Consider the following 17448-nt stretch of genomic DNA (forward strand, 5'->3'; position numbering starts at 1 on the left):
CCCCCCCCCCCCCCCCCCCCCCCCCCCCCCCCCCCCCCCCCCCCCCCCCCCCCCCCCCCCCCCCCCCCCCCCCCCCCCCCCCCCCCCGCTCCCGTTGAGTCAGGTGTGTGCCGTGGCTCAGTGGCGGCGACCACCCAGAGAGCCTCCGTGCCGCAGGCGGCCGGCTCGGCGGCGTCGGACACCGGCCGCGGCCCACTCCACGGCACGCTCAGTTCAGCATCGCCCGAGCCGCGAACGCCTCCCCCCGCACCCGCGCCGCGGCACCCTCGTCCACCGCCTCCACGACCTCCGCGTACGCCTCCAACTCCCCGGCCCCCGCCGAGAACTCCCCCCGCCGCACCAGCAACTGCGCCCGCTCGTACCGCAGCCGGGCCGCATGCGAGGGAAGCAGCAGGGACAGATCCACCGCCCACAGGGCCACATCCGACCGCTCCGGACGGGCCACCGCCCACGCCCGCACGTTGTTCAGAATCCGCAGGACGACGTCCAGCGTCCCCGCCGGCGTCAGCATCGACGCGTCCAGCGGCGCCCCCGTCGCCCCCGCGACCAGCAACTCCGCATCCGCCCCGCTCAGCACCCGCCCCCCGTCGAACGGATCGGCCAGCACCTGCCCCGCACCCGCCCCCGGCTCCCCGAACCCGACGACGAAATGCCCCGGCAGCGCCACCCCGTACACCGGGGCCCCCGCCCGCCGGGCCACCTCCATCCACACCACCGACAGCAGGATCGGCAGCCCACGCCCGCGGCCCAGTACCTCGTGCAGCAGGGACGACTCCAGCCGCTGGTAGTCCTCCGCCGCGCCATGGAAGCCATACCGCTCACCCAGCAGTTCCCGCAGCGCGAGCGCCCAGGCGCGCGGCGAACCCGGCCGGTAGGGCAGCTCCCCGGCCAGCCGGTCCAGCTCCACCTCCACCGCGTCCATGCCCGCCTCGTCCAGCGTGCCGTCCGCCTCCGCGCACAGCAGCAGACACAGCGTGGACAGGCCGGGCCGCTCGCAGCGGGCCTCCTCGGCGAACCGCCGGCGCAGTTCGGCGGAGCGCCCGGGCGGCGGGGGGTACGGGGAGCGCATACCCGGTTGGTGCCCGCTCACGGCGCTCCCTCACCCTCCGGGGCGCGGTAATGGTGGTACGCGTGATGCGCGGCGAACCCCATGCGCGCGTACAGCGCCCGTGCCCCCTCGTTGTCGTTCTCCACCTGCAACCACGCCGCCGAGGCGCCCTCGTCCAGCGCCCGCCGGGCCAGCGCGGCCATCACGGCGGTCGCCAGCCCTTGCCGCCGCCTCGCCGGATCCACCTCGACCGCCGCGAACCCGGCCCACCGCCCGTCCACGACACACCGCCCGATGGCGGCGGGCGCGTCCGTGCCGCCCGGCACCGTGGCGAACCACACCGACGGCCCTCCCCCACTCTCGACTTCGCTCGAGCGGGGGGACCCCCATCGGAGCACCCGCAGAGCCACCTCGCTCACCCCTTTGCGCTGGTACCGGGCCAGCCATGCCGCGTCGGCCTCCCGTGCCAGCACGACCCCGGACGGCTCCGCGCCCAGGTCCGCGACCGGCGCCAGCGGACCCGTCCACAGCTCGGCGGTCACCTCCCGTACCCAGCCCCGCCGCTCCAGCTCCGCGCAGAGCAGCTCCTGCGCCCCCTCCGCGCCGGTCGCGGTCTGGACGTACGCGGGCAGCCCCCGGGCCGCGTACCAGCCGCGTACGGCCGTCAGCGCGTCGTCGAGCGGCATGCCCGGGTCACCGAGCGGCAGCACGGAGTTGGCCCGCCGCGTGAACCCCCCGGCGGCCCGCAGCTCCCAGTCGCCCAGCCGCTCGCTCTCCACGGGCGGCCACGCCCGCGCGGAGATCCGCGCCAGCTCCTCGTACGAGGCGGCGGGGCCTCGGCGACGCGCCGGGGCGGAGGGCACCACCTTGCCCGCGACCAGCGCGGACTCCGCGATGTGGACGCTTTCCCCGCTCTTCCTTGTGATCTGCAGCACACCGTTGTCCCATGATGTGAGAACGCCGACCGCGTCGGTGAACATCTCACCCGATGGACCACGTTCGATCAGGCTCCGTACGGAGACCCGTTTTCCCACGTCAGCAGCGGTGATGCGGACCTCGAGGCGCCCGGCGGCAGAGATTTCCACAGGTCAGTTCACCCCTCCTGTTCGGATCATGCCCAGGAACGGAGATACTAGGGGCGGGCATCGACGACGCCGCGCTCCCGCGCGCCAGGCGGCGGAGCCTGAGGAGGCCCGCCAGCGCCCTATCGAGGAGGAACGACAGCGTGACCTACGTCATCGCGCAGCCTTGTGTCGACGTGAAGGACAAGGCGTGCATCGAGGAGTGCCCGGTCGACTGCATCTACGAGGGCCAGCGGTCCTTGTACATCCACCCGGACGAATGCGTCGACTGTGGTGCCTGTGAACCGGTCTGCCCGGTCGAGGCCATCTTCTACGAGGACGACACTCCCGAGGAGTGGAAGGACTACTACAAGGCGAACGTCGAGTTCTTCGACGAGCTCGGCTCGCCGGGCGGCGCCAGCAAGCTCGGTCTGATCGAGCGGGACCACCCGCTCATCGCCGCGCTGCCGCCTCAGGCGTAGCCGTCCCGCAGGCGGCCCCGCATCGACGTGCCGCCCCGGTCCCGTACGGCCTGATCGTCCCGGTCGCCGTACGGGGCCGAGGCGTTCGCCGTACCAGAAAGTGAGCCCGTACCCGTGTCCGCAGTCTCCGACCGGTTGCCCGCCTTCCCCTGGGACAAGCTGGAGCCGTACAAGAAGACGGCCGCCGCGCACCAGGACGGCATCGTCGACCTCTCGGTCGGCACGCCCGTCGACCCGGTGCCCGAGCCGGTCCAGAAGGCCCTGATGGCCGCGGCGGACTCCCCGGGCTACCCGACCGTCTGGGGCACCCCGGAACTGCGCGACGCGCTCACCCATTGGGCCGGACACCGGCTGGGCGCCCGCGAGGTCACCCACCGGCACGTCCTGCCGATCGTCGGCTCCAAGGAACTGGTCGCCTGGCTGCCCACCCAGCTCGGACTCGGCCCCGGCGACAAGGTCGCCCACCCACGCCTGGCCTACCCGACCTACGAGGTGGGCGCCCGCCTCGCCCGCGCCGACCATGTCGCGTACGACGATCCGACCGAGCTGGATCCGACGGGCCTGAAGCTGCTCTGGCTGAACTCGCCGTCCAACCCGACGGGCCGGGTGCTGTCCAAGGAAGAGCTGACGCGGATCGTCGCCTGGGCCCGCGAGCACGAGGTCCTCGTCTTCTCCGACGAGTGCTACATCGAGCTCGGCTGGGAGGCCGACCCGGTCTCGGTACTGCATCCCGACGTCAACGGCGGCTCCTACGACGGCATCGTCTCGGTGCACTCCCTGTCCAAGCGGTCCAACCTCGCCGGCTACCGGGCCGCCTTCCTGGCCGGTGACCCGGCGGTGCTCGGTCCACTGCTGGAGATCCGCAAGCACGGCGGGATGATGACCTCCGCGCCGACACAGGCGGCCGTGGTGGCGGCCCTGGGCGACGAGGAGCACGTCCGCGTCCAGCGCGAGCGCTATGCCGCCCGCCGCACCGTCCTGCGCGAGGCGCTGGTCGCGCACGGGTTCCGCATCGAGCACAGTGAGGCGAGCCTCTACCTCTGGGCGACCAGGGACGAGTCCTGCTGGGCCACGGTCGCGCACCTCGCCGAGCGGGGCATCCTGGTGGCGCCCGGTGACTTCTACGGCCCCGCGGGCGCGAACTTCGTCCGGGTGGCCCTCACCGCCACGGATTCCCGAGTCCGGGCGGCAGCCGACCGCCTGACCGTCTGACGCCGGGTCCGGCTGGGCGGGGGGTGTGGCGCGGCCCGGCGTGTGCGGGGTGCCGCCGCGCCCACCCGTGCCGCCCCGGGGGCGCCCCCTCGGGGGAGCCACGACTGCCCGCAGTGGAACGGGCACGACGGGCCCGGCCCGGCCCGGCCCGGCTTGGCACAGGGACCGTTTCGAGCCACGGCACCCTCACACGACAGAGGGGCGCCATGGCGATGGGCCCGGGAAGACCCGGGCCCATCGCCGCACAAGGCACGCCGCAGGCGACCTCAGCCGAGCGGCAGCCCCTGAACCGGCAGGTTCTTCCCCGCCGGCACGCCACCCTTCGCCAGCGAGTCCGTCGGCAGCTGCTTCACCACCGGCACAGCCTTCTTCACGGTCGTACCCGCGGCCGGCGTCATCTCGTCCGCGTCGGGCGCGGTCTTGCTGACCTCCTTCGCCACGTTGTCCACGGTGCCGTCGGTCGCGCCGTCCAGGGCGCTCAGCCCGAGGTTGGGGGCGGTCGGCAGCTGGGGAGCAGCGCTCGCGGAACCGGCCGCACCGACCCCGGCGGCCGCTCCCGCAGCGACGATCAGCGCGGCACGGGCGATCCGACGGGTCAGGGGGAGGGACATGGTGCTCCTTCGACGGCAGAGAACGATGAGGTGTCCGGCCGCCCGGTGGACGATCCACTGGTGGCTGATCCCCGCCGGGCTCGGACGCAGTGACTACCGCTCGACCGCCGCTAAGGTTGCGGTGTGGCCGTGCAAAGAGTTGGCAATGCGTCGCATGATCGACCGACTGCAACGCCTGCGAGTGATCACCCGCACTACTGCACGGTGGTGATCCGGACCGCTCCCGCGCCGCCGTCCGCCGCGTCCGCGGACCCCTTGCCGTCGGTCGGCCGCCACTGGCTGTCGGTGTTCCCGGCGGTCCACTCCCGCCCCTGGTACGACACGTGCTTTATGCGCAGCTCGGAGGCATTGGCCACGGCCCAGTGCGCCAGCTGCCAGCCCCGCGCCCCGGCGCTCCGGCCGCCCCCGGCACCGGTTCCCCCGGTGACCGGAAGCGTCACGGTCCGCCCGTCGGAACCGCCGGTGTCCGGGGCGTCCGTGGCCGTCGCCGAGCCGCCCACCTCGGCACCGGCCGGTTCCAGCGCGTCCCGCCCGAAGTCCCGGGCCAGCGCGGCCCGTACCGTGTCCGCGCCCGACGCCCGGGCCGCCCCGGGACGGCCTTCGCAGGTCAGCGTCGCCGCCGAGCGTCCGGTGAGGGCGGCGGCCAGCAGGGTGGCGTCCGGCTCGTGCTTGGCGTACGCCTGCGGGAAGCCGCTGCGCTGCACCCGCTGTGCGGCGACGGTGAGCGGCAGCCGGGTGTAGCCCGGCACTTCCTCGAGGTGCTCGTAGAACTTGTCCGCCGCGTACGACGGATCCATGATCTCCTCCGGCGTGCCCCAGCCCTGAGAGGGGCGCTGCTGGAACAGGCCGAGCGAGTCACGGTCGCCGTAGTCGATGTTGCGCAGCGCCGACTCCTGCAGGGCGGTCGCGAGCGCGATCGTCACGGCCCGCTCGGGCAGATCACGGGCGGTGCCCACGGCGGTGATCCTCGCCGCGTTCACCGCCTGCTCGGGTGTGAACTCGTACGTCGCCCCGTCGCCCTCGTCGGACACGACCTTGCAGCCCGGACCGCGGGTGCCCCCGGAGTCGAACTGCACCACGACGTATCCGGCGACCGCGGACAGCACCGCGAGGCCCGCGCTCCAGCGGAGAAACCGGCCGCGACGCGTGCGCTGGGAAGGAAGTGACGGCTCTGGCACGCGTACAAGGTACTGGAGAGTACGGTCCCATGTGAGCCGGGTGCGGACAGTGGGTCGCACGTCCTGCGCGCTAGGGTCGACGGCATGGCCGACACCCCGCTTGACCTCACGCTGGACGCCGCGCGCCTGACCGCGCGGCTCGTCGACTTCCCCTCCGAGAGCGGTGCCGAGAAGCCCCTCGCGGACGCGATCGAGACCGCGCTGCGCGCCCTGCCGCACCTCACGGTCGACCGGTACGGCAACAACGTCGTGGCCCGTACGCGGCTGGGACGTGCGGAGCGGGTGATCCTCGCCGGCCACATCGACACGGTCCCGATCGCGGAGAACGTCCCGTCCCGGCTCGACGCCGACGGCACGTTGTGGGGCTGCGGCACCTGCGACATGAAGGCGGGGGTCGCCGTCCAGCTGCGCCTCGCGGCCACGGTCCCCGCACCCAACCGCGATCTGACCTTCGTCTTCTACGACAACGAGGAGGTCTCCGCCGACCTCAACGGCCTGAAGCACGTGGCCGAGGCGCACCCGGAGTGGCTGGAGGGCGACTTCGCGGTGCTGCTGGAGCCCTCCGACGGGCAGGTGGAGGGCGGCTGCCAGGGCACGCTGCGGGTGCTGCTGAAGACCGCCGGCGAGCGCGCCCACTCCGCGCGCGGCTGGATGGGCGCCAACGCGATCCACGCGGCCGCCCCGATCCTCGCCCGCCTGGCCGCCTACGAACCGCGCTACCCGCTGATCGACGGCCTGGAGTACCGCGAGGGCCTGAACGCGGTCGGTATCTCCGGGGGAGTGGCCGGCAACGTCATCCCCGACGAGTGCGTCGTCACCGTGAACTTCCGCTATGCCCCGGACCGTACGGAGGAGGAGGCCCTGGCCCATGTCCACGAGGTCTTCGCGGACTGCGGGGTGACGGAGTTCGTCGTGGACGACCACAGCGGTGCGGCACTCCCGGGTCTGTCCCACCCTGCCGCGGCGGCCTTCATCAAGGCGGTGGGCGGCACCCCGCAGCCGAAGTACGGCTGGACGGACGTCTCCCGCTTCTCGTCGCTCGGCATCCCGGCGGTCAACTACGGCCCCGGCAACCCGCACTTGGCGCACAAGCGGGACGAGCGTGTGGACACCGCCAAGATCCTCGCGGGGGAGGAGCGGCTGCGGTCCTGGCTGACGGCGTGAGCCGTACGGCTGCCGGGGCGTTTGGAACGCTCACGCGTGGACATGATGACGTCCCCCGTACGTAACCCGCGTGGATCTACGCTGAGGCGGTACGACCTGGCAATCGGAGGGAGCGCACATGGCTACGGGAAACCCGGAGGGCAAGCATCAGCCACCGGAGGAGAAGAGACTGGGACCGGTGCTCCGCCGGCGGGGCCAGGTGCAGGGAAGCACCACCGACCAGCGGCTGTTGGACGAGCGCGCCCCGTCGGACTGGGTGCACACCGACCCCTGGCGGGTGCTGCGGATCCAGTCGGAGTTCATCGAGGGCTTCGGCACACTGGCCGAACTCCCTCCCGCCATCAGCGTCTTCGGCTCGGCGCGCACACCGGTCGACTCACCGGAGTACGAGGCCGGGGTGCGGCTCGGCCGAGGCCTGGTCGAGGCGGGCTTCGCGGTGATCACCGGCGGCGGCCCGGGAGCCATGGAGGCGGCCAACAAGGGAGCCCTCGAGGCGGACGGCATGTCGGTCGGCCTGGGCATCGAACTGCCCTTCGAGCAGGGGTTGAACCGTTACGTCGACATCGGCCTGAACTTCCGGTACTTCTTCGTCCGCAAGCTGATGTTCGTGAAGTACGCCCAGGGCTTCGTGGTCCTGCCCGGCGGGCTCGGCACCCTCGACGAACTCTTCGAGGCCCTGACCCTCGTCCAGACCCAGAAGGTCACCCAGTTCCCCATCGTCCTGTTCGGCACGGACTACTGGGGCGGCCTGGTCGACTGGCTCCGCAACTCGGTCATCGCCGGCGGCAAGGCGGCGGAGAAGGACCTCCTCCTGTTCCACGTCACGGACGACGTGGAGGAGGCAGTGGCCCTGGTGTCCAAGGAGGCGGGCCGCTGACCGGCTTCCTGTGAGCCGCCTCGCGATGTCCGAGCCGGGCGGCCGGCGGGCAAAGGCCGGGGGGGGTCCGGGGGCCCGGCGGCGGAGCACCCGAAGGACGGGACGGGGAGGGGCGGCGGGGGCGAAGACAAGCCCTACGCCAACCCCCGCCGCCCCACGGCCGGCTCCCGTTCCCCGGCAATGGACGACACCATGTCCAGCACCTGCCGGGTCTCGGCGACCTCATGCACCCGATACACCTGCGCGCCCAGCCACGCGGACACCGCAGTCGTCGCGAGCGTCCCCACCACCCGCTCCTTCACCGGCCGGTCCAGCGTCTCGCCGACGAAATCCTTGTTGGACAGGGAAACGAGCACCGACCATCCCGTGGCCACCATCTCCCCCAGCCGCCGCGTCGCCTCAAGGCTGTGCCGCGTGTTCTTCCCGAAGTCGTGCCCAGGATCGATCATCACCGACTCCCGGGGCACCCCCAGGGACACCGCACGCTCCGCCAGCCCCACGGTCACCTCGAGAATGTCGGCCATGACGTCGTCGTACGTCACCCGGTGCGGCCGCGTCCGCGGCTGCGAGCCGCCCGCGTGGGTGCACACCAGCCCCGCCCCGTACCGCGCGGCGACCTCCGCGAGCCGCGGATCGACCCCGCCCCACGCGTCGTTCAGCACGTCCGCGCCCGCCTCGCACACGGCCTCGCCGACCTCGTGCCGCCAGGTGTCCACGCTGATCACCACGTCGGGGAAGCGCCGCCGCACCTCGGAGACGAAGCCGACCGTCCGCCGTACCTCCTCCTCGGCCGTGACCTCCTCGCCGGGACCGGCCTTCACCCCGCCGATGTCGATGATCGCGGCGCCCTCGGCCACGGCCTGCTCCACGCGCAAGAGCGCCGGCTCGTCGCGGAACGTGGCGCCCCGGTCGTAGAAGGAGTCCGGGGTCCGGTTCACGATCGCCATGATCACCCGCTCGTGCGCCGCGAATTCCCGCCTGCCCAGCCTGAGCATCCCCTGTGACCTCTCCTCGTACGTCCGTCCCGGGCCGTCTCCGCGGCCGCCGGGCCGCCTCCGTCCGCCCGGCGGTCCCGGGTGTCAGACTCGCATGGCACGATCGGAGCCACACATCCGACTCCGACTCGGCACGTCCGACTCCGACTCATCCGACCGTGGGGGCCCCGGCGATGGTTATGTTCCTGTTCCTGGTCGTCGCGCTGGCCGTCGTGGTCGCCGCGGTGACCCTCGCCGTGGTGGGCGGCGGCGACAACGGCCCGCTGCCCGAGGCCGCCCCCGAGCGCCTGGTGGACCACCTCCCGCCGGACCGCCCGGTCAACCGCGCGGACGTGGACGGACTGCGCTTCCCGCTCGCCGCCCGTGGCTACCGGATGGCCGACGTGGACGACGCCCTCGGCCGCCTCGGCGCCGAACTCGCCGAGCGCGACGCCCGGATCGCCGACCTGGAGTCCGCGCTGGCCGGCGCCCGCGCCGCTGCCGCACACCTGTCCATGGACAAGTCCGTCCCGCACCGGGAGGACGAGCGGCCGTGACCGAAGCAGCAGCCGCCCTCACGGGCACGGACGGCCTCCCGCGCTGCCCCTGGGCACTGTCCACCCCGGACTATGTGGAGTACCACGACGAGGAGTGGGGCCGCCCGGTGCACGGGGACGACGCCCTCTTCGAGCGGCTCAGCCTGGAGGCGTTCCAGTCCGGCCTGTCCTGGATCACCATCCTGCGGCGCCGCCCCGGCTTCCGCGCCGCCTTCGCCGACTTCAAGATCGCCGCGGTGGCGGAGTTCACCGACACCGACCGCGAGCGCCTGCTGGCCGATGCCGGCATCATCCGCAACCGCGCCAAGATCGACGCGACACTCGCCAACGCGCGCGTCCTGGCCAAGTGGGCGTCCGGCGACCTGGACGCCCTGATCTGGTCCCACGCCCCCGACCAGGCCGGCTGGCCGGCGCCCAAGACCCTCTCCGACGTCCCCGCGGTGACCCCCGAGTCGACGGCCCTGTCCAAGGCCCTGAAGAAGCGGGGCCTGCGCTTCGTCGGTCCCACCACGGCGTACGCCCTGATGCAGGCCTGCGGGCTGGTCAACGACCATGTGGAGACGTGCGCGGCGCGCACCGGCCCGCCCGGCGGCCGCTGAGGGCGAGGCCCCTGCGACCCGCCCCGGCGGCGGGTCCCCGTGAAGAGACCCGCCCCGGCAGCGGCACGAGGGCTCACCGGCCCAGGTACGTCGGCTTCTCCTTGTTGACGAACGCCCGCACCGCGATCGCGTGGTCCTCCGAGGAGCCCGCCCGGGTCTGCAGCTCGTCCTCCTTCTCCAGCGTCTCCTCAAGCGAGTGGCTCAGCCCGTACGCCACGGACTCCTTCAGCGCCGCGTACGCCACCGTCGGCCCCGCGGCCAGCGCGCGGGCCAGCTTCTCCGCCTCCGCGCGCAGCTCCGCCGCCGGCACCAGCCGGTTCGCGATGCCCAGCTCGTACGCCTCCTGCGCGGAGATGCTGCGCGGGAAGAGCAGCAGGTCGGTGGCGCGCCCGGGGCCGATCACCCGCGGCAGCGTCCAGGAGATCCCGGAGTCCGCGGTCAGCGCGACCCCGGCGAACGAGGTGTTGAACGCCGCCGTGTCCGCGACGATCCGGTAGTCCGCGGCCAGCGCGAAACCGAAACCGGCGCCCGCCGCGACCCCGTTCACCGCCGCGACCACCGGTTTCGCGGCCCCGGCGATCGCCTTCACGATCGGGTTGTAGTGCTCGCGCACCGTGCTCATGGTCTGCCCCGAACCGTCCTGCCGGTCGGCGGCCAGCAGCCCGATGTGCTCCTTGAGGTCCTGTCCGACGCAGAACGCCCGGTCGCCGGCCGCCGTCAGCAGGACGGCCCGTACGGCGTCGTCGTCCGCGGCGGACCGCACCGCGTCCCGGAGGGCGGCCTTCGCCGCGACGTTCAGCGCGTTCATCGCCTCGGGGCGGTTCAGCGTGATCGTCGCGAGTCCGTCGCTCACCTCGTAGAGCACGGTGTCGGCCATGGCGTATCCCTCCGTGTACGGCTTGGGACGTACCGGTGAGTACGTCCTCGTCTGCAGGACAGCATGACGGAGATCACCGGCCGTGGAGCATGGCCTCCGTGTGACCTGCGTCAAACAATTCCTGTCCGTTTCCGGGTGCCGGAACTGTGCGCGGCGGCGCAGTATCGCAGTCACATCGCCGAATTGAGTGGTTTTGCTCGCGCGCGTTGCCCAAGCGATGCCTGCTGATGTTGGTCATCGGGTCCTGCGATGCGGGATAATGGCCTGGAAGCAATGTGTTCGATGCCGGTGGCGTGTGTCCTGCTTCAAGGACCGCAGGTGCCCTTCAGTGGGCCGTCGGCTGAGACGGTTTAGCCGGGTTTCAGGAAGGGGAACGAGCATGGCGGCCATGAAGCCGCGAACGGGTGATGGCCCGCTCGAGGTGACCAAGGAGGGGCGGGGCATCGTCATGCGCGTTCCGCTCGAAGGCGGCGGTCGGCTCGTCGTCGAGCTGACCCCGGACGAGGCCGACGCGCTCGGCGACGCCCTCAAGAAGGTCGTCGGCTGACGCGCAAGCGACCATACCCTTTCAGCCGCCCCGGTACCGCACGCGGTGCCGGGGCGACTGTTTCGCGTACGGACAAGGGCGTCACCGGTCCCGGTCGGTCACCGTTTCACGGCGCAGAGAAGCCCGTCTCCCACCGGCAGCAGCGACGACACCAGCTCCTGGCTCTCGCGGACGGTCCGCACCAGCTCGCGCAGCCGCAGCACCTCCGAGGGCTGCGGACCCGAGTCCACCGTGCGCCCGTTGGCGAAGACCCCTTCGAAGGCGACCAGCCCCCCCGGACGCAGCAGGCGCAACGATTCAGCGAGATAGTCCTGGTACTCCTGCCGGTCGCCGTCGCAGAACACCAGGTCGTAGCCGGCGTCCGCGAGACGGGGCAGGACGTCCAGCGCGCGGCCGGGGATGAAACGCGCCCGGTTGCCGGCGAAACCGGCGTCGCGGAACGCCTGGCGTGCGGACTGCTGGTGCTCCGGCTCCTGATCGACCGTGGTCAGCACACCGTCCGGCCGCATCCCGTGCAGCAGATGGATTCCGGAGACACCGCAGCCGGTGCCGATCTCCGCGACCGCCTTGGCGTCCACGCCGGCGGCGAGCAACCGCAGGGCAGCGCCCGTGCCGGGTGACACCGAGCGCAGGCCTGCGTCGCGGGCCCGGTCCCGGGCCCAGTGCAGCGCCTCCTCCTCGGCGACATAGGCGTCGGCGAACGCCCAGCTCGTCTGCCGGTTGGCGGTAATGACCCTCTCCTGTCCCCGTGGGTGCCTGGGCGTGACTGTATCCGTTGGTGTCGGGAACCCGCAGATGGGACCGGTCGTTAAAAGGGGTGAGCAAGTGGTGTGTGCTGTGACCGGGGGGTAGGTAGTGGACGCGGATGCCGAGCAAGTGCTGACGCAGTCGTACGAGCCGTGGCAGCCCAGATCAATTTCTCGCAAAACCGCTTATCCGGAGCTAACGGGCGAGGTGGCTATGGTAGGGGCTCCACTGGACACCACCAGAGCCGACAGGGGAGGTGCGGCTGCACCTGTGGATCGCGGAGGAGTGCTGCGGCGCATCCTCGGATCGGCGGGCAGGCCGAAATCCGTGAACGACACCGCTGCTGACCATCACCGCGCCGGCGACCCGGCCCAGACCGCGACCTTCTCCGGCGACGCGGACGGGCAGGCGTGGACTCCGCCCAGCTGGGAGGAGATCGTCAGCATGCACAGCGGCCGGGTCTACCGGCTCGCCTACCGCCTCACCGGCAACCAGCACGACGCCGAGGACCTCACCCAGGAGGTCTTCGTCCGCGTCTTCCGCTCCCTGTCGACGTACACCCCGGGCACCTTCGAGGGCTGGCTGCACCGCATCACCACCAACCTCTTCCTGGACATGGTCCGCCGCAAGCAGCGGATCCGCTTCGACGCGCTCGGCGACGACGCGGCCGAGCGGCTGCCCAGCAAGGAGCCCACGCCGCAGCAGGTCTTCAACGACGCCCACTTCGACGCGGACGTCCAGCAGGCCCTCGACACCCTCGCCCCCGAGTTCCGAGCCGCCGTTGTCCTGTGCGACATCGAGGGACTCTCGTACGAGGAGATCGCGGCCACACTCGGCGTCAAGCTCGGCACCGTCCGTTCCCGGATCCACCGTGGCCGTTCCCAGTTGCGCAAGGCCCTCGCGCACCGCTCGCCCAAGGCGCGCGCGGAGCGTCGCTCCTTCGTGCCGCGTGTTCCCGCACTGGGAGGAGGGGGCGCGAGCGCGTGAGCGGTTCACAGCCGAAGGCCTCCGAGGGACACCTCGCAGAGCAGCACCTGGGAGACCGACTCTCCGCCCTGGTGGACGGGGAGCTCGGTCATGACACGCGTGAGCGCGTACTGGCACATGTCGCGACCTGCCCGAAGTGCAAGACGGAAGTGGACGCGCAGCGCCGTCTGAAGAACGTCTTCGCGGAGGCGGCCCCACCGCCGCCCTCCGAGAGCTTCCTGGCCCGCCTCCAGGGGCTGCCGGGCGGAGGCGACCTCGGCGACGGCGGCTCACCGCTGGGTGGCGGGGGACTGCCGGGCGGCGCCTCCGGACGGTTCGGTTCCTCCGGCGTCTTCGGGACCAGGCGGAACGAGCGCTTCGAGTTCGCGTACACGCCCGTCCGGGGGCACGAGCCGACGGCGGGCGGCCAGGCGTTCGGCATGCAGGACGTCGGCCGGCACGAGACCGACCGGCCCTCCTCGCGCGGACTGCGGTTCGCCTTCGTCGCCGCCGGGGCGGTGTCGCTGGCAGCCATCGCGCTGGGCGGGGTCACCGCGAGCGGGCCCGTCGACTCGGAGGCGCGCGGCTCCGGCAAGGGCAGCAATGTGACGCCGCTGCGGACGCAGGGCGCGGGCGCGGCGGCGACGTCGCCCGATTCGCGTCGTCGTGGCGTCGGACCGCTGCTCGGCCAGCTGGCGGGCCAGGGCACGCCGGGGGGCACCCCCGTCGCACCGACCGCGGTCTCCGCGCCGCTGCTGCCCGGCATTCCGCCGCCCGCCGAGGGGGGTGCGACGGCCATGTCGCCGCTGATACGCCCGCTGGGCACCACCCCGCCGCTCTCCCTGACCACCTGGGCCGCGTCCACCGGGCTCAGGGCCCCGGGCCTCGTCACCGCCGCCACGGCGCCTGCTCCCACACCCACCCACTCCCGCACGGCCCGCTGACCGTCCACTGCGCAGGGGCGCGCGAACCTGGTTGAATCCAGGTGGCGCGCCCAGGCCCGTGGCGGCCGGGCGCCGAGCCAGTGCCAAGCTGTGGGGAGAGCATGAACAAGGGGAAGCCGGGCCCGCCGGGGGATGAGCCGACCGTGCCTCCGGAGACACCCGACGGGGACTTCGAACTGGCCCGCCCGGACCGGGCACCGGCCGCGACCGGCGCCCACGAGGGCGACTACGAACTCGACCGCCCCCTGAACCCCCGGGGCACCCCCGTCCCCCACACGCCCCCGGCCCCCGAGCGGCCCGACACGCCGACCGCTCCCGGCCCTCAGTCCGTTCCGGCACCCGGCGTTCCCCCGGCCGAGGCGCACACGCTCGCCGCTTCCGGCGCTTCGCCGGGCGCCGCCGTCGAGCGGGCCGGTGTGTCCGTCCCGCCTTCTGTCTCTGCTGCGGTGTCCGGTTCCGACGGGTCCCAGGGTGCTGCCGGTTCCGTGCCCGCGGCGGCGCCCGGTGGTTCGGGGGTTTCCGCCGACCCGGAGGCCGGTGCGCCTCGCGGCGGGTCCCGCCGGCCGGGCGTTCCCGAGGCCGGTGACTCCGCAGGGCGGGCCGACGCAGCCGGTGTTTCCGGCGGCGGGCCGACGCGCCCGCCGTTGCACGACCCCGATCCGTACAGCACCCCGCCGTACGGTGAACCGGGGCCCTGGGCACCCGCGCCGCCCGTGCAGCACCCGGCGGGTGCGACTCCCGCGCACGGTGTGGCGAGCGCCGCGCCGCCCCCCGTCGCGGACGCGGCCCCGTCCCCTTCCGCCCAGGCGCACCCCGAGCCGGCGGTGGAGTCCCCGTCGGCCGATCCCTGGGGGCGCTACGACCCCTGGGCGGCGGCCGCGGCGAGCGCGCCGCTGCAGCGGGCCGAACCCGCCCTGAGGGGCAGCATGCAGCGCCGCGGGTCCGCCCGTCGGGCGCTCGTCGGGGGCGCGCTGCTGCTCGCGCTCGTCTCCGGCGGCATCGGCGGGATCGTCGGCGGGTATCTGGAGCGCAACGGCGGCGTGGGGACCGTGGAACTGCCGCAGGCCGGCAAGGAGGACGCCGGACGTGACCCGGACAGTGTCGCCGGAATCGCCGCGCAGGCGCTGCCCAGCGTCGTCACCCTGCACGTCAGCGGTGCCGGGGCGGCCGGCACCGGTACCGGCTTCGTGCTCGACGAACGAGGGCACATCCTCACCAACGACCATGTCGTCGAGCCCGCCGGGGACGACGGCGAGATCACCATCACCTTCCACAGCGGCGACACCGCCGAGGCCACCGTGGTCGGCCGGGACAGTGGCTACGACCTCGCCGTCGTGAGGGTCAAGGGCGTCCGCGGGCTCGCCCCGCTGCCCCTGGGCAACTCCGACAACGTGCGCGTCGGCGACCCCGTCGTCGCCATCGGCGCACCCTTCGACCTGGCCGGCACCGTCACCTCCGGCATCATCAGCGCCCGGGAGCGGCCCATCACCGCCGGCGGCGAGAAGGGGGACGGCAGTGACGTGTCGTACGTCGACGCGCTGCAGACCGACGCGCCGATCAACCCCGGCAACTCCGGTGGCCCCCTCCTCGACGCCGAGGGCCGGGTGATCGGCATCAACTCGGCCATCCGCTCCGCAGACGGCGGCGGAGACCCGGACGGCGGTCAGGCCGGTTCGATAGGGCTCGGCTTCGCCATCCCGGTCAACCAGGGCAAGCGCGTCGCCGAGGAGCTGATCAACACGGGGAAGGCGACCCACCCCGTGATCGGCATCACCCTCGACATGGACTACGGCGGCGACGGCGCCCGCGTCGCCGTCAAGGGCAACGACGGCGGACCCCCCGTCAGCACCGGCGGCCCCGGCGCCGAGGCCGGGATCGAGGCCGGCGACGTCATCACCGAGGTCGACGGCCGGCGCGTCCACTCCGGCGAGGAGCTGATCGTCAAGACCCGCGCCCACCGCCCCGGCGACCGGCTGGAGCTCACTCTGGAACGCGACGGCAAGGAACGGACGGTGTCGCTCGTGCTCGGCTCATCGGACGGCGGCTGAGCGGCGGACGGACGCACCGGACAGTACCGGCCGCGGGGGATGGCCGGGTACCGTGGACCCGGCCCGGACCACGGAGGACCACAGGCCGGCACCGAGGGCCGAGGACCGAAGGCATCGCGAGGAGCTTCAGGTGTTCAATGACATAGGACCGCTCGAGCTGGTGACGCTCATCGTCCTCGCCGTGCTCGTCTTCGGTCCGGACAAGCTCCCCAAGGTCATCCAGGACGTGACCCGCACGATCCGGAAGATCCGGGACTTCTCGGACAGTGCGAAGCAGGACATCCGGCAGGAACTCGGCCCCGAGTTCAAGGACTTCGAGTTCGAGGACCTCAACCCCAAGACGTTCATCCGCAAGCAGATGGACAACGACGACCTGGGGCTGAAGGAGATCCGTAACGGCTTCGACCTGAAGAAGGAGATGGCCGAGGTCACGGACGCCGTCCACGGTCGCGACACGGAACCCGTCACCCCCTCCTCCGACGGCCGGGTGGACATGACCAAGAAGCCGGAGCGTCCTGCGGCCGAGGACCGTCCGCCCTTCGACATGGACGCCACCTGAGCCGGCCGCACGAGGGCTTACGCCACCGCGGACGTGACGCGTTTCATACTCCACCCGGGCTGCGTGCGGCCCGATCCGGACCTCCGCGCGGCCTACGCGCCGGGCGGATTCCCGGCCTGTGGCCGCGGGGTGGTTATGCTGCCGAGTCGTTGTGCGGAACGGACGAGTACGCCCGAAGGGGGGCGGGCCGCCCGGTCCGACGAGAGCGAGGAGGCGTCCGGGCACATGGAGACGACGAGTTCGGCAGTCGCGCAGGCGCCGGCCGCGGAGGACGGACAACACGTCCCCTCCGCCCGGCGCACGGTCGACGGCTACTTGCGTGCGCCCTTCCCGTGGTACGGCCTGGACGAGGCCTTCACGGGCGCGCGCTGGCTGATGCAGGTCGGACTGGCCGCCGACGGAGCCGTCGAGCACGGATCGGTCGGCCACGGCGACCAGCCCTCGGTCCGCAGCGAGTACGCGGCCGGCGGTGACCAGGATGCCAAGGAGAAGTTCGCGGTCGTGGTGACCGTGGCCGCCAACCCGGTCCGCCGCAGCGCCGACGGCACCGGCCTGCTGGAGGCCACCTCCGTCTCCTCCGCCGCCTGGCTCGCCGGCGTGGGACTGCTGTCCTTCACCTGGCCCGGCCAGATGGACCACTCCCTGCGAGACGACTGGCTCGAGCAGCAGACGGAGACGGCCTGGGCCCTCGCGGACGACCTGGAGAGCGAGGACTGGTCGACGCTGTCCCTGCCCGTGGACGGGGTTCCGACGCCGTTCCACTACCGGGAGTCCGAGTTCGGCTGGGTGCTCGCCGGTTCCACGCAGGCGGGCGTGCACGTGGGCGCGTACGGCAGAGGCATGAGTGCGTACGGCCTCGGCTTCGCGGTGGTCAAGGACATCACCGCGTACCAGGACTGAGCCGTACGCGGCGGTCCGAGCGGATACGCCGGAGGGGGGGGGTGTCTCCCTGGGACAGTGCCACCCTAGACGTAACGAACCCGACCATGTTTTTGGC

The 17448-nt window shown here is 72.8% G+C and carries 19 protein-coding genes; 12 read left to right on the forward strand and 7 right to left on the reverse strand.

Translation table 11 applies throughout. The annotated features are described in order from the left end of the window. Positions 1–208: 208 nt before the first annotated feature. Together ACZ5C2_RS22800 and ACZ5C2_RS22805 are read right to left on the reverse strand one after the other, a co-directional pair. A complete protein-coding gene (locus ACZ5C2_RS22800; protein WP_468793863.1) occupies positions 209–1069 on the reverse strand; it encodes a transglutaminase-like and tetratricopeptide repeat-containing protein in 861 nt (286 codons plus the stop codon). A 17-nt stretch (positions 1070–1086) separates the two neighbouring features. After that, a complete protein-coding gene (locus ACZ5C2_RS22805; RefSeq protein ID WP_468793865.1) occupies positions 1087–2133 on the reverse strand; it encodes a GNAT family N-acetyltransferase in 1047 nt (348 codons plus the stop codon). Between the two features lie 140 nt (positions 2134–2273). On the opposite strand from ACZ5C2_RS22805, the gene fdxA reads away from it, so the two are divergent. Both fdxA and ACZ5C2_RS22815 read left to right on the forward strand, forming a co-directional pair. Beyond that, the gene (gene fdxA / locus ACZ5C2_RS22810; protein ID WP_167994178.1) at positions 2274–2591 is read left to right on the forward strand and encodes a ferredoxin; all 318 of its coding nucleotides are present in this window, start codon (positions 2274–2276) and stop codon (positions 2589–2591) included. Positions 2592–2705: 114 nt separating this feature from the next. Next, a complete protein-coding gene (locus ACZ5C2_RS22815) occupies positions 2706–3803 on the forward strand; it encodes a bifunctional succinyldiaminopimelate transaminase/glutamate-prephenate aminotransferase (protein WP_468793867.1) in 1098 nt (365 codons plus the stop codon). A 266-nt stretch (positions 3804–4069) separates the two neighbouring features. On the opposite strand, the gene ACZ5C2_RS22820 is transcribed toward ACZ5C2_RS22815, so the two are convergent. After that, positions 4070–4414, reverse strand: a complete 345-nt coding sequence (locus tag ACZ5C2_RS22820) for an ATP-binding protein (RefSeq protein WP_468793870.1) — start codon at positions 4412–4414, stop codon at positions 4070–4072. Positions 4415–4608: 194 nt separating this feature from the next. Next, on the reverse strand, positions 4609–5592 hold the full coding sequence (locus ACZ5C2_RS22825; RefSeq protein WP_468793873.1) for a VldE C-terminal domain-containing protein: 984 nt from the start codon (positions 5590–5592) through the stop codon (positions 4609–4611). Between the two features lie 84 nt (positions 5593–5676). On the opposite strand from ACZ5C2_RS22825, the gene dapE reads away from it, so the two are divergent. Then, positions 5677–6756: a succinyl-diaminopimelate desuccinylase gene (dapE, locus tag ACZ5C2_RS22830; RefSeq protein WP_468793876.1), complete on the forward strand. Its 1080-nt coding sequence runs from the start codon at positions 5677–5679 to the stop codon at positions 6754–6756. Between the two features lie 118 nt (positions 6757–6874). After that, positions 6875–7633: an LOG family protein gene (locus ACZ5C2_RS22835; protein WP_468793879.1), complete on the forward strand. Its 759-nt coding sequence runs from the start codon at positions 6875–6877 to the stop codon at positions 7631–7633. Between the two features lie 134 nt (positions 7634–7767). Here ACZ5C2_RS22835 and folP read toward each other — a convergent pair whose 3' ends face one another. Continuing rightward, positions 7768–8628 (reverse strand): dihydropteroate synthase, encoded by an 861-nt coding sequence (gene folP / locus ACZ5C2_RS22840; RefSeq protein WP_468793882.1) that lies wholly within the window; start codon positions 8626–8628, stop codon positions 7768–7770. A 173-nt stretch (positions 8629–8801) separates the two neighbouring features. On the opposite strand from folP, the gene ACZ5C2_RS22845 reads away from it, so the two are divergent. Next, positions 8802–9164 (forward strand): DivIVA domain-containing protein, encoded by a 363-nt coding sequence (locus ACZ5C2_RS22845; protein ID WP_468793885.1) that lies wholly within the window; start codon positions 8802–8804, stop codon positions 9162–9164. Continuing rightward, the gene (locus tag ACZ5C2_RS22850) at positions 9161–9763 is read left to right on the forward strand and encodes a DNA-3-methyladenine glycosylase I (protein ID WP_468793888.1); all 603 of its coding nucleotides are present in this window, start codon (positions 9161–9163) and stop codon (positions 9761–9763) included. The genes ACZ5C2_RS22845 and ACZ5C2_RS22850 overlap by 4 nt, the downstream gene beginning before the upstream one ends. Before the next feature lie 73 nt (positions 9764–9836). Here ACZ5C2_RS22850 and chcB read toward each other — a convergent pair whose 3' ends face one another. Beyond that, complete coding sequence (gene chcB / locus ACZ5C2_RS22855; RefSeq protein WP_468793891.1) at positions 9837–10640, reverse strand: 2-cyclohexenylcarbonyl CoA isomerase; 804 nt, start codon at positions 10638–10640, stop codon at positions 9837–9839. Between the two features lie 379 nt (positions 10641–11019). On the opposite strand from chcB, the gene ACZ5C2_RS22860 reads away from it, so the two are divergent. After that, a complete protein-coding gene (locus ACZ5C2_RS22860) occupies positions 11020–11187 on the forward strand; it encodes a DUF3117 domain-containing protein (protein WP_003966491.1) in 168 nt (55 codons plus the stop codon). Between the two features lie 98 nt (positions 11188–11285). Here the strand turns inward: ACZ5C2_RS22860 and ACZ5C2_RS22865 are convergent, their stop codons facing one another. Next, positions 11286–11984: an O-methyltransferase gene (locus ACZ5C2_RS22865; RefSeq protein ID WP_468794299.1), complete on the reverse strand. Its 699-nt coding sequence runs from the start codon at positions 11982–11984 to the stop codon at positions 11286–11288. Between the two features lie 277 nt (positions 11985–12261). Here ACZ5C2_RS22865 and sigE point away from each other — a divergent pair, with 277 nt between their 5' ends. From sigE to ACZ5C2_RS22890, 5 genes are all read left to right on the forward strand, one after another. Next, positions 12262–12921, forward strand: coding sequence for an RNA polymerase sigma factor SigE (sigE, locus tag ACZ5C2_RS22870; RefSeq protein ID WP_468794302.1), 660 nt, complete (start codon positions 12262–12264; stop codon positions 12919–12921). Beyond that, a complete protein-coding gene (locus ACZ5C2_RS22875) occupies positions 12918–13844 on the forward strand; it encodes an anti-sigma factor family protein (protein ID WP_468793894.1) in 927 nt (308 codons plus the stop codon). Before sigE ends, ACZ5C2_RS22875 begins: the two co-directional genes overlap by 4 nt. Before the next feature lie 101 nt (positions 13845–13945). Continuing rightward, a complete protein-coding gene (locus tag ACZ5C2_RS22880; RefSeq protein ID WP_468793897.1) occupies positions 13946–15892 on the forward strand; it encodes a S1C family serine protease in 1947 nt (648 codons plus the stop codon). Positions 15893–16022: 130 nt separating this feature from the next. Continuing rightward, the gene (locus ACZ5C2_RS22885) at positions 16023–16451 is read left to right on the forward strand and encodes a sec-independent translocase (RefSeq protein ID WP_468793900.1); all 429 of its coding nucleotides are present in this window, start codon (positions 16023–16025) and stop codon (positions 16449–16451) included. Positions 16452–16676: 225 nt separating this feature from the next. Next, positions 16677–17351 carry a hypothetical protein gene (locus ACZ5C2_RS22890; protein WP_468793903.1) on the forward strand — a complete coding sequence of 225 codons (675 nt, stop codon included), beginning with the start codon at positions 16677–16679 and terminating at the stop codon, positions 17349–17351. The last annotated feature ends 97 nt before the right edge of the window (positions 17352–17448 follow it).

The sequence above is a fragment of the Streptomyces sp. NPDC031365 genome (assembly GCF_055569765.1).

Coding starts and splice junctions, on each gene's coding strand:
- ACZ5C2_RS22880 (WP_468793897.1), top strand. CDS start 13,946: ATGAACAAGGGGAAGCCGGGCCCGCCGGGGGATGAGCCGACCGTGCCT.
- folP (WP_468793882.1), bottom strand. CDS start 8,628: ATGCTCAGGCTGGGCAGGCGGGAATTCGCGGCGCACGAGCGGGTGATC.
- ACZ5C2_RS22890 (WP_468793903.1), top strand. CDS start 16,677: ATGGAGACGACGAGTTCGGCAGTCGCGCAGGCGCCGGCCGCGGAGGAC.
- ACZ5C2_RS22845 (WP_468793885.1), top strand. CDS start 8,802: ATGGTTATGTTCCTGTTCCTGGTCGTCGCGCTGGCCGTCGTGGTCGCC.
- dapE (WP_468793876.1), top strand. CDS start 5,677: ATGGCCGACACCCCGCTTGACCTCACGCTGGACGCCGCGCGCCTGACC.
- chcB (WP_468793891.1), bottom strand. CDS start 10,640: ATGGCCGACACCGTGCTCTACGAGGTGAGCGACGGACTCGCGACGATC.
- ACZ5C2_RS22800 (WP_468793863.1), bottom strand. CDS start 1,069: ATGCGCTCCCCGTACCCCCCGCCGCCCGGGCGCTCCGCCGAACTGCGC.
- ACZ5C2_RS22860 (WP_003966491.1), top strand. CDS start 11,020: ATGGCGGCCATGAAGCCGCGAACGGGTGATGGCCCGCTCGAGGTGACC.
- ACZ5C2_RS22820 (WP_468793870.1), bottom strand. CDS start 4,414: ATGTCCCTCCCCCTGACCCGTCGGATCGCCCGTGCCGCGCTGATCGTC.
- ACZ5C2_RS22835 (WP_468793879.1), top strand. CDS start 6,875: ATGGCTACGGGAAACCCGGAGGGCAAGCATCAGCCACCGGAGGAGAAG.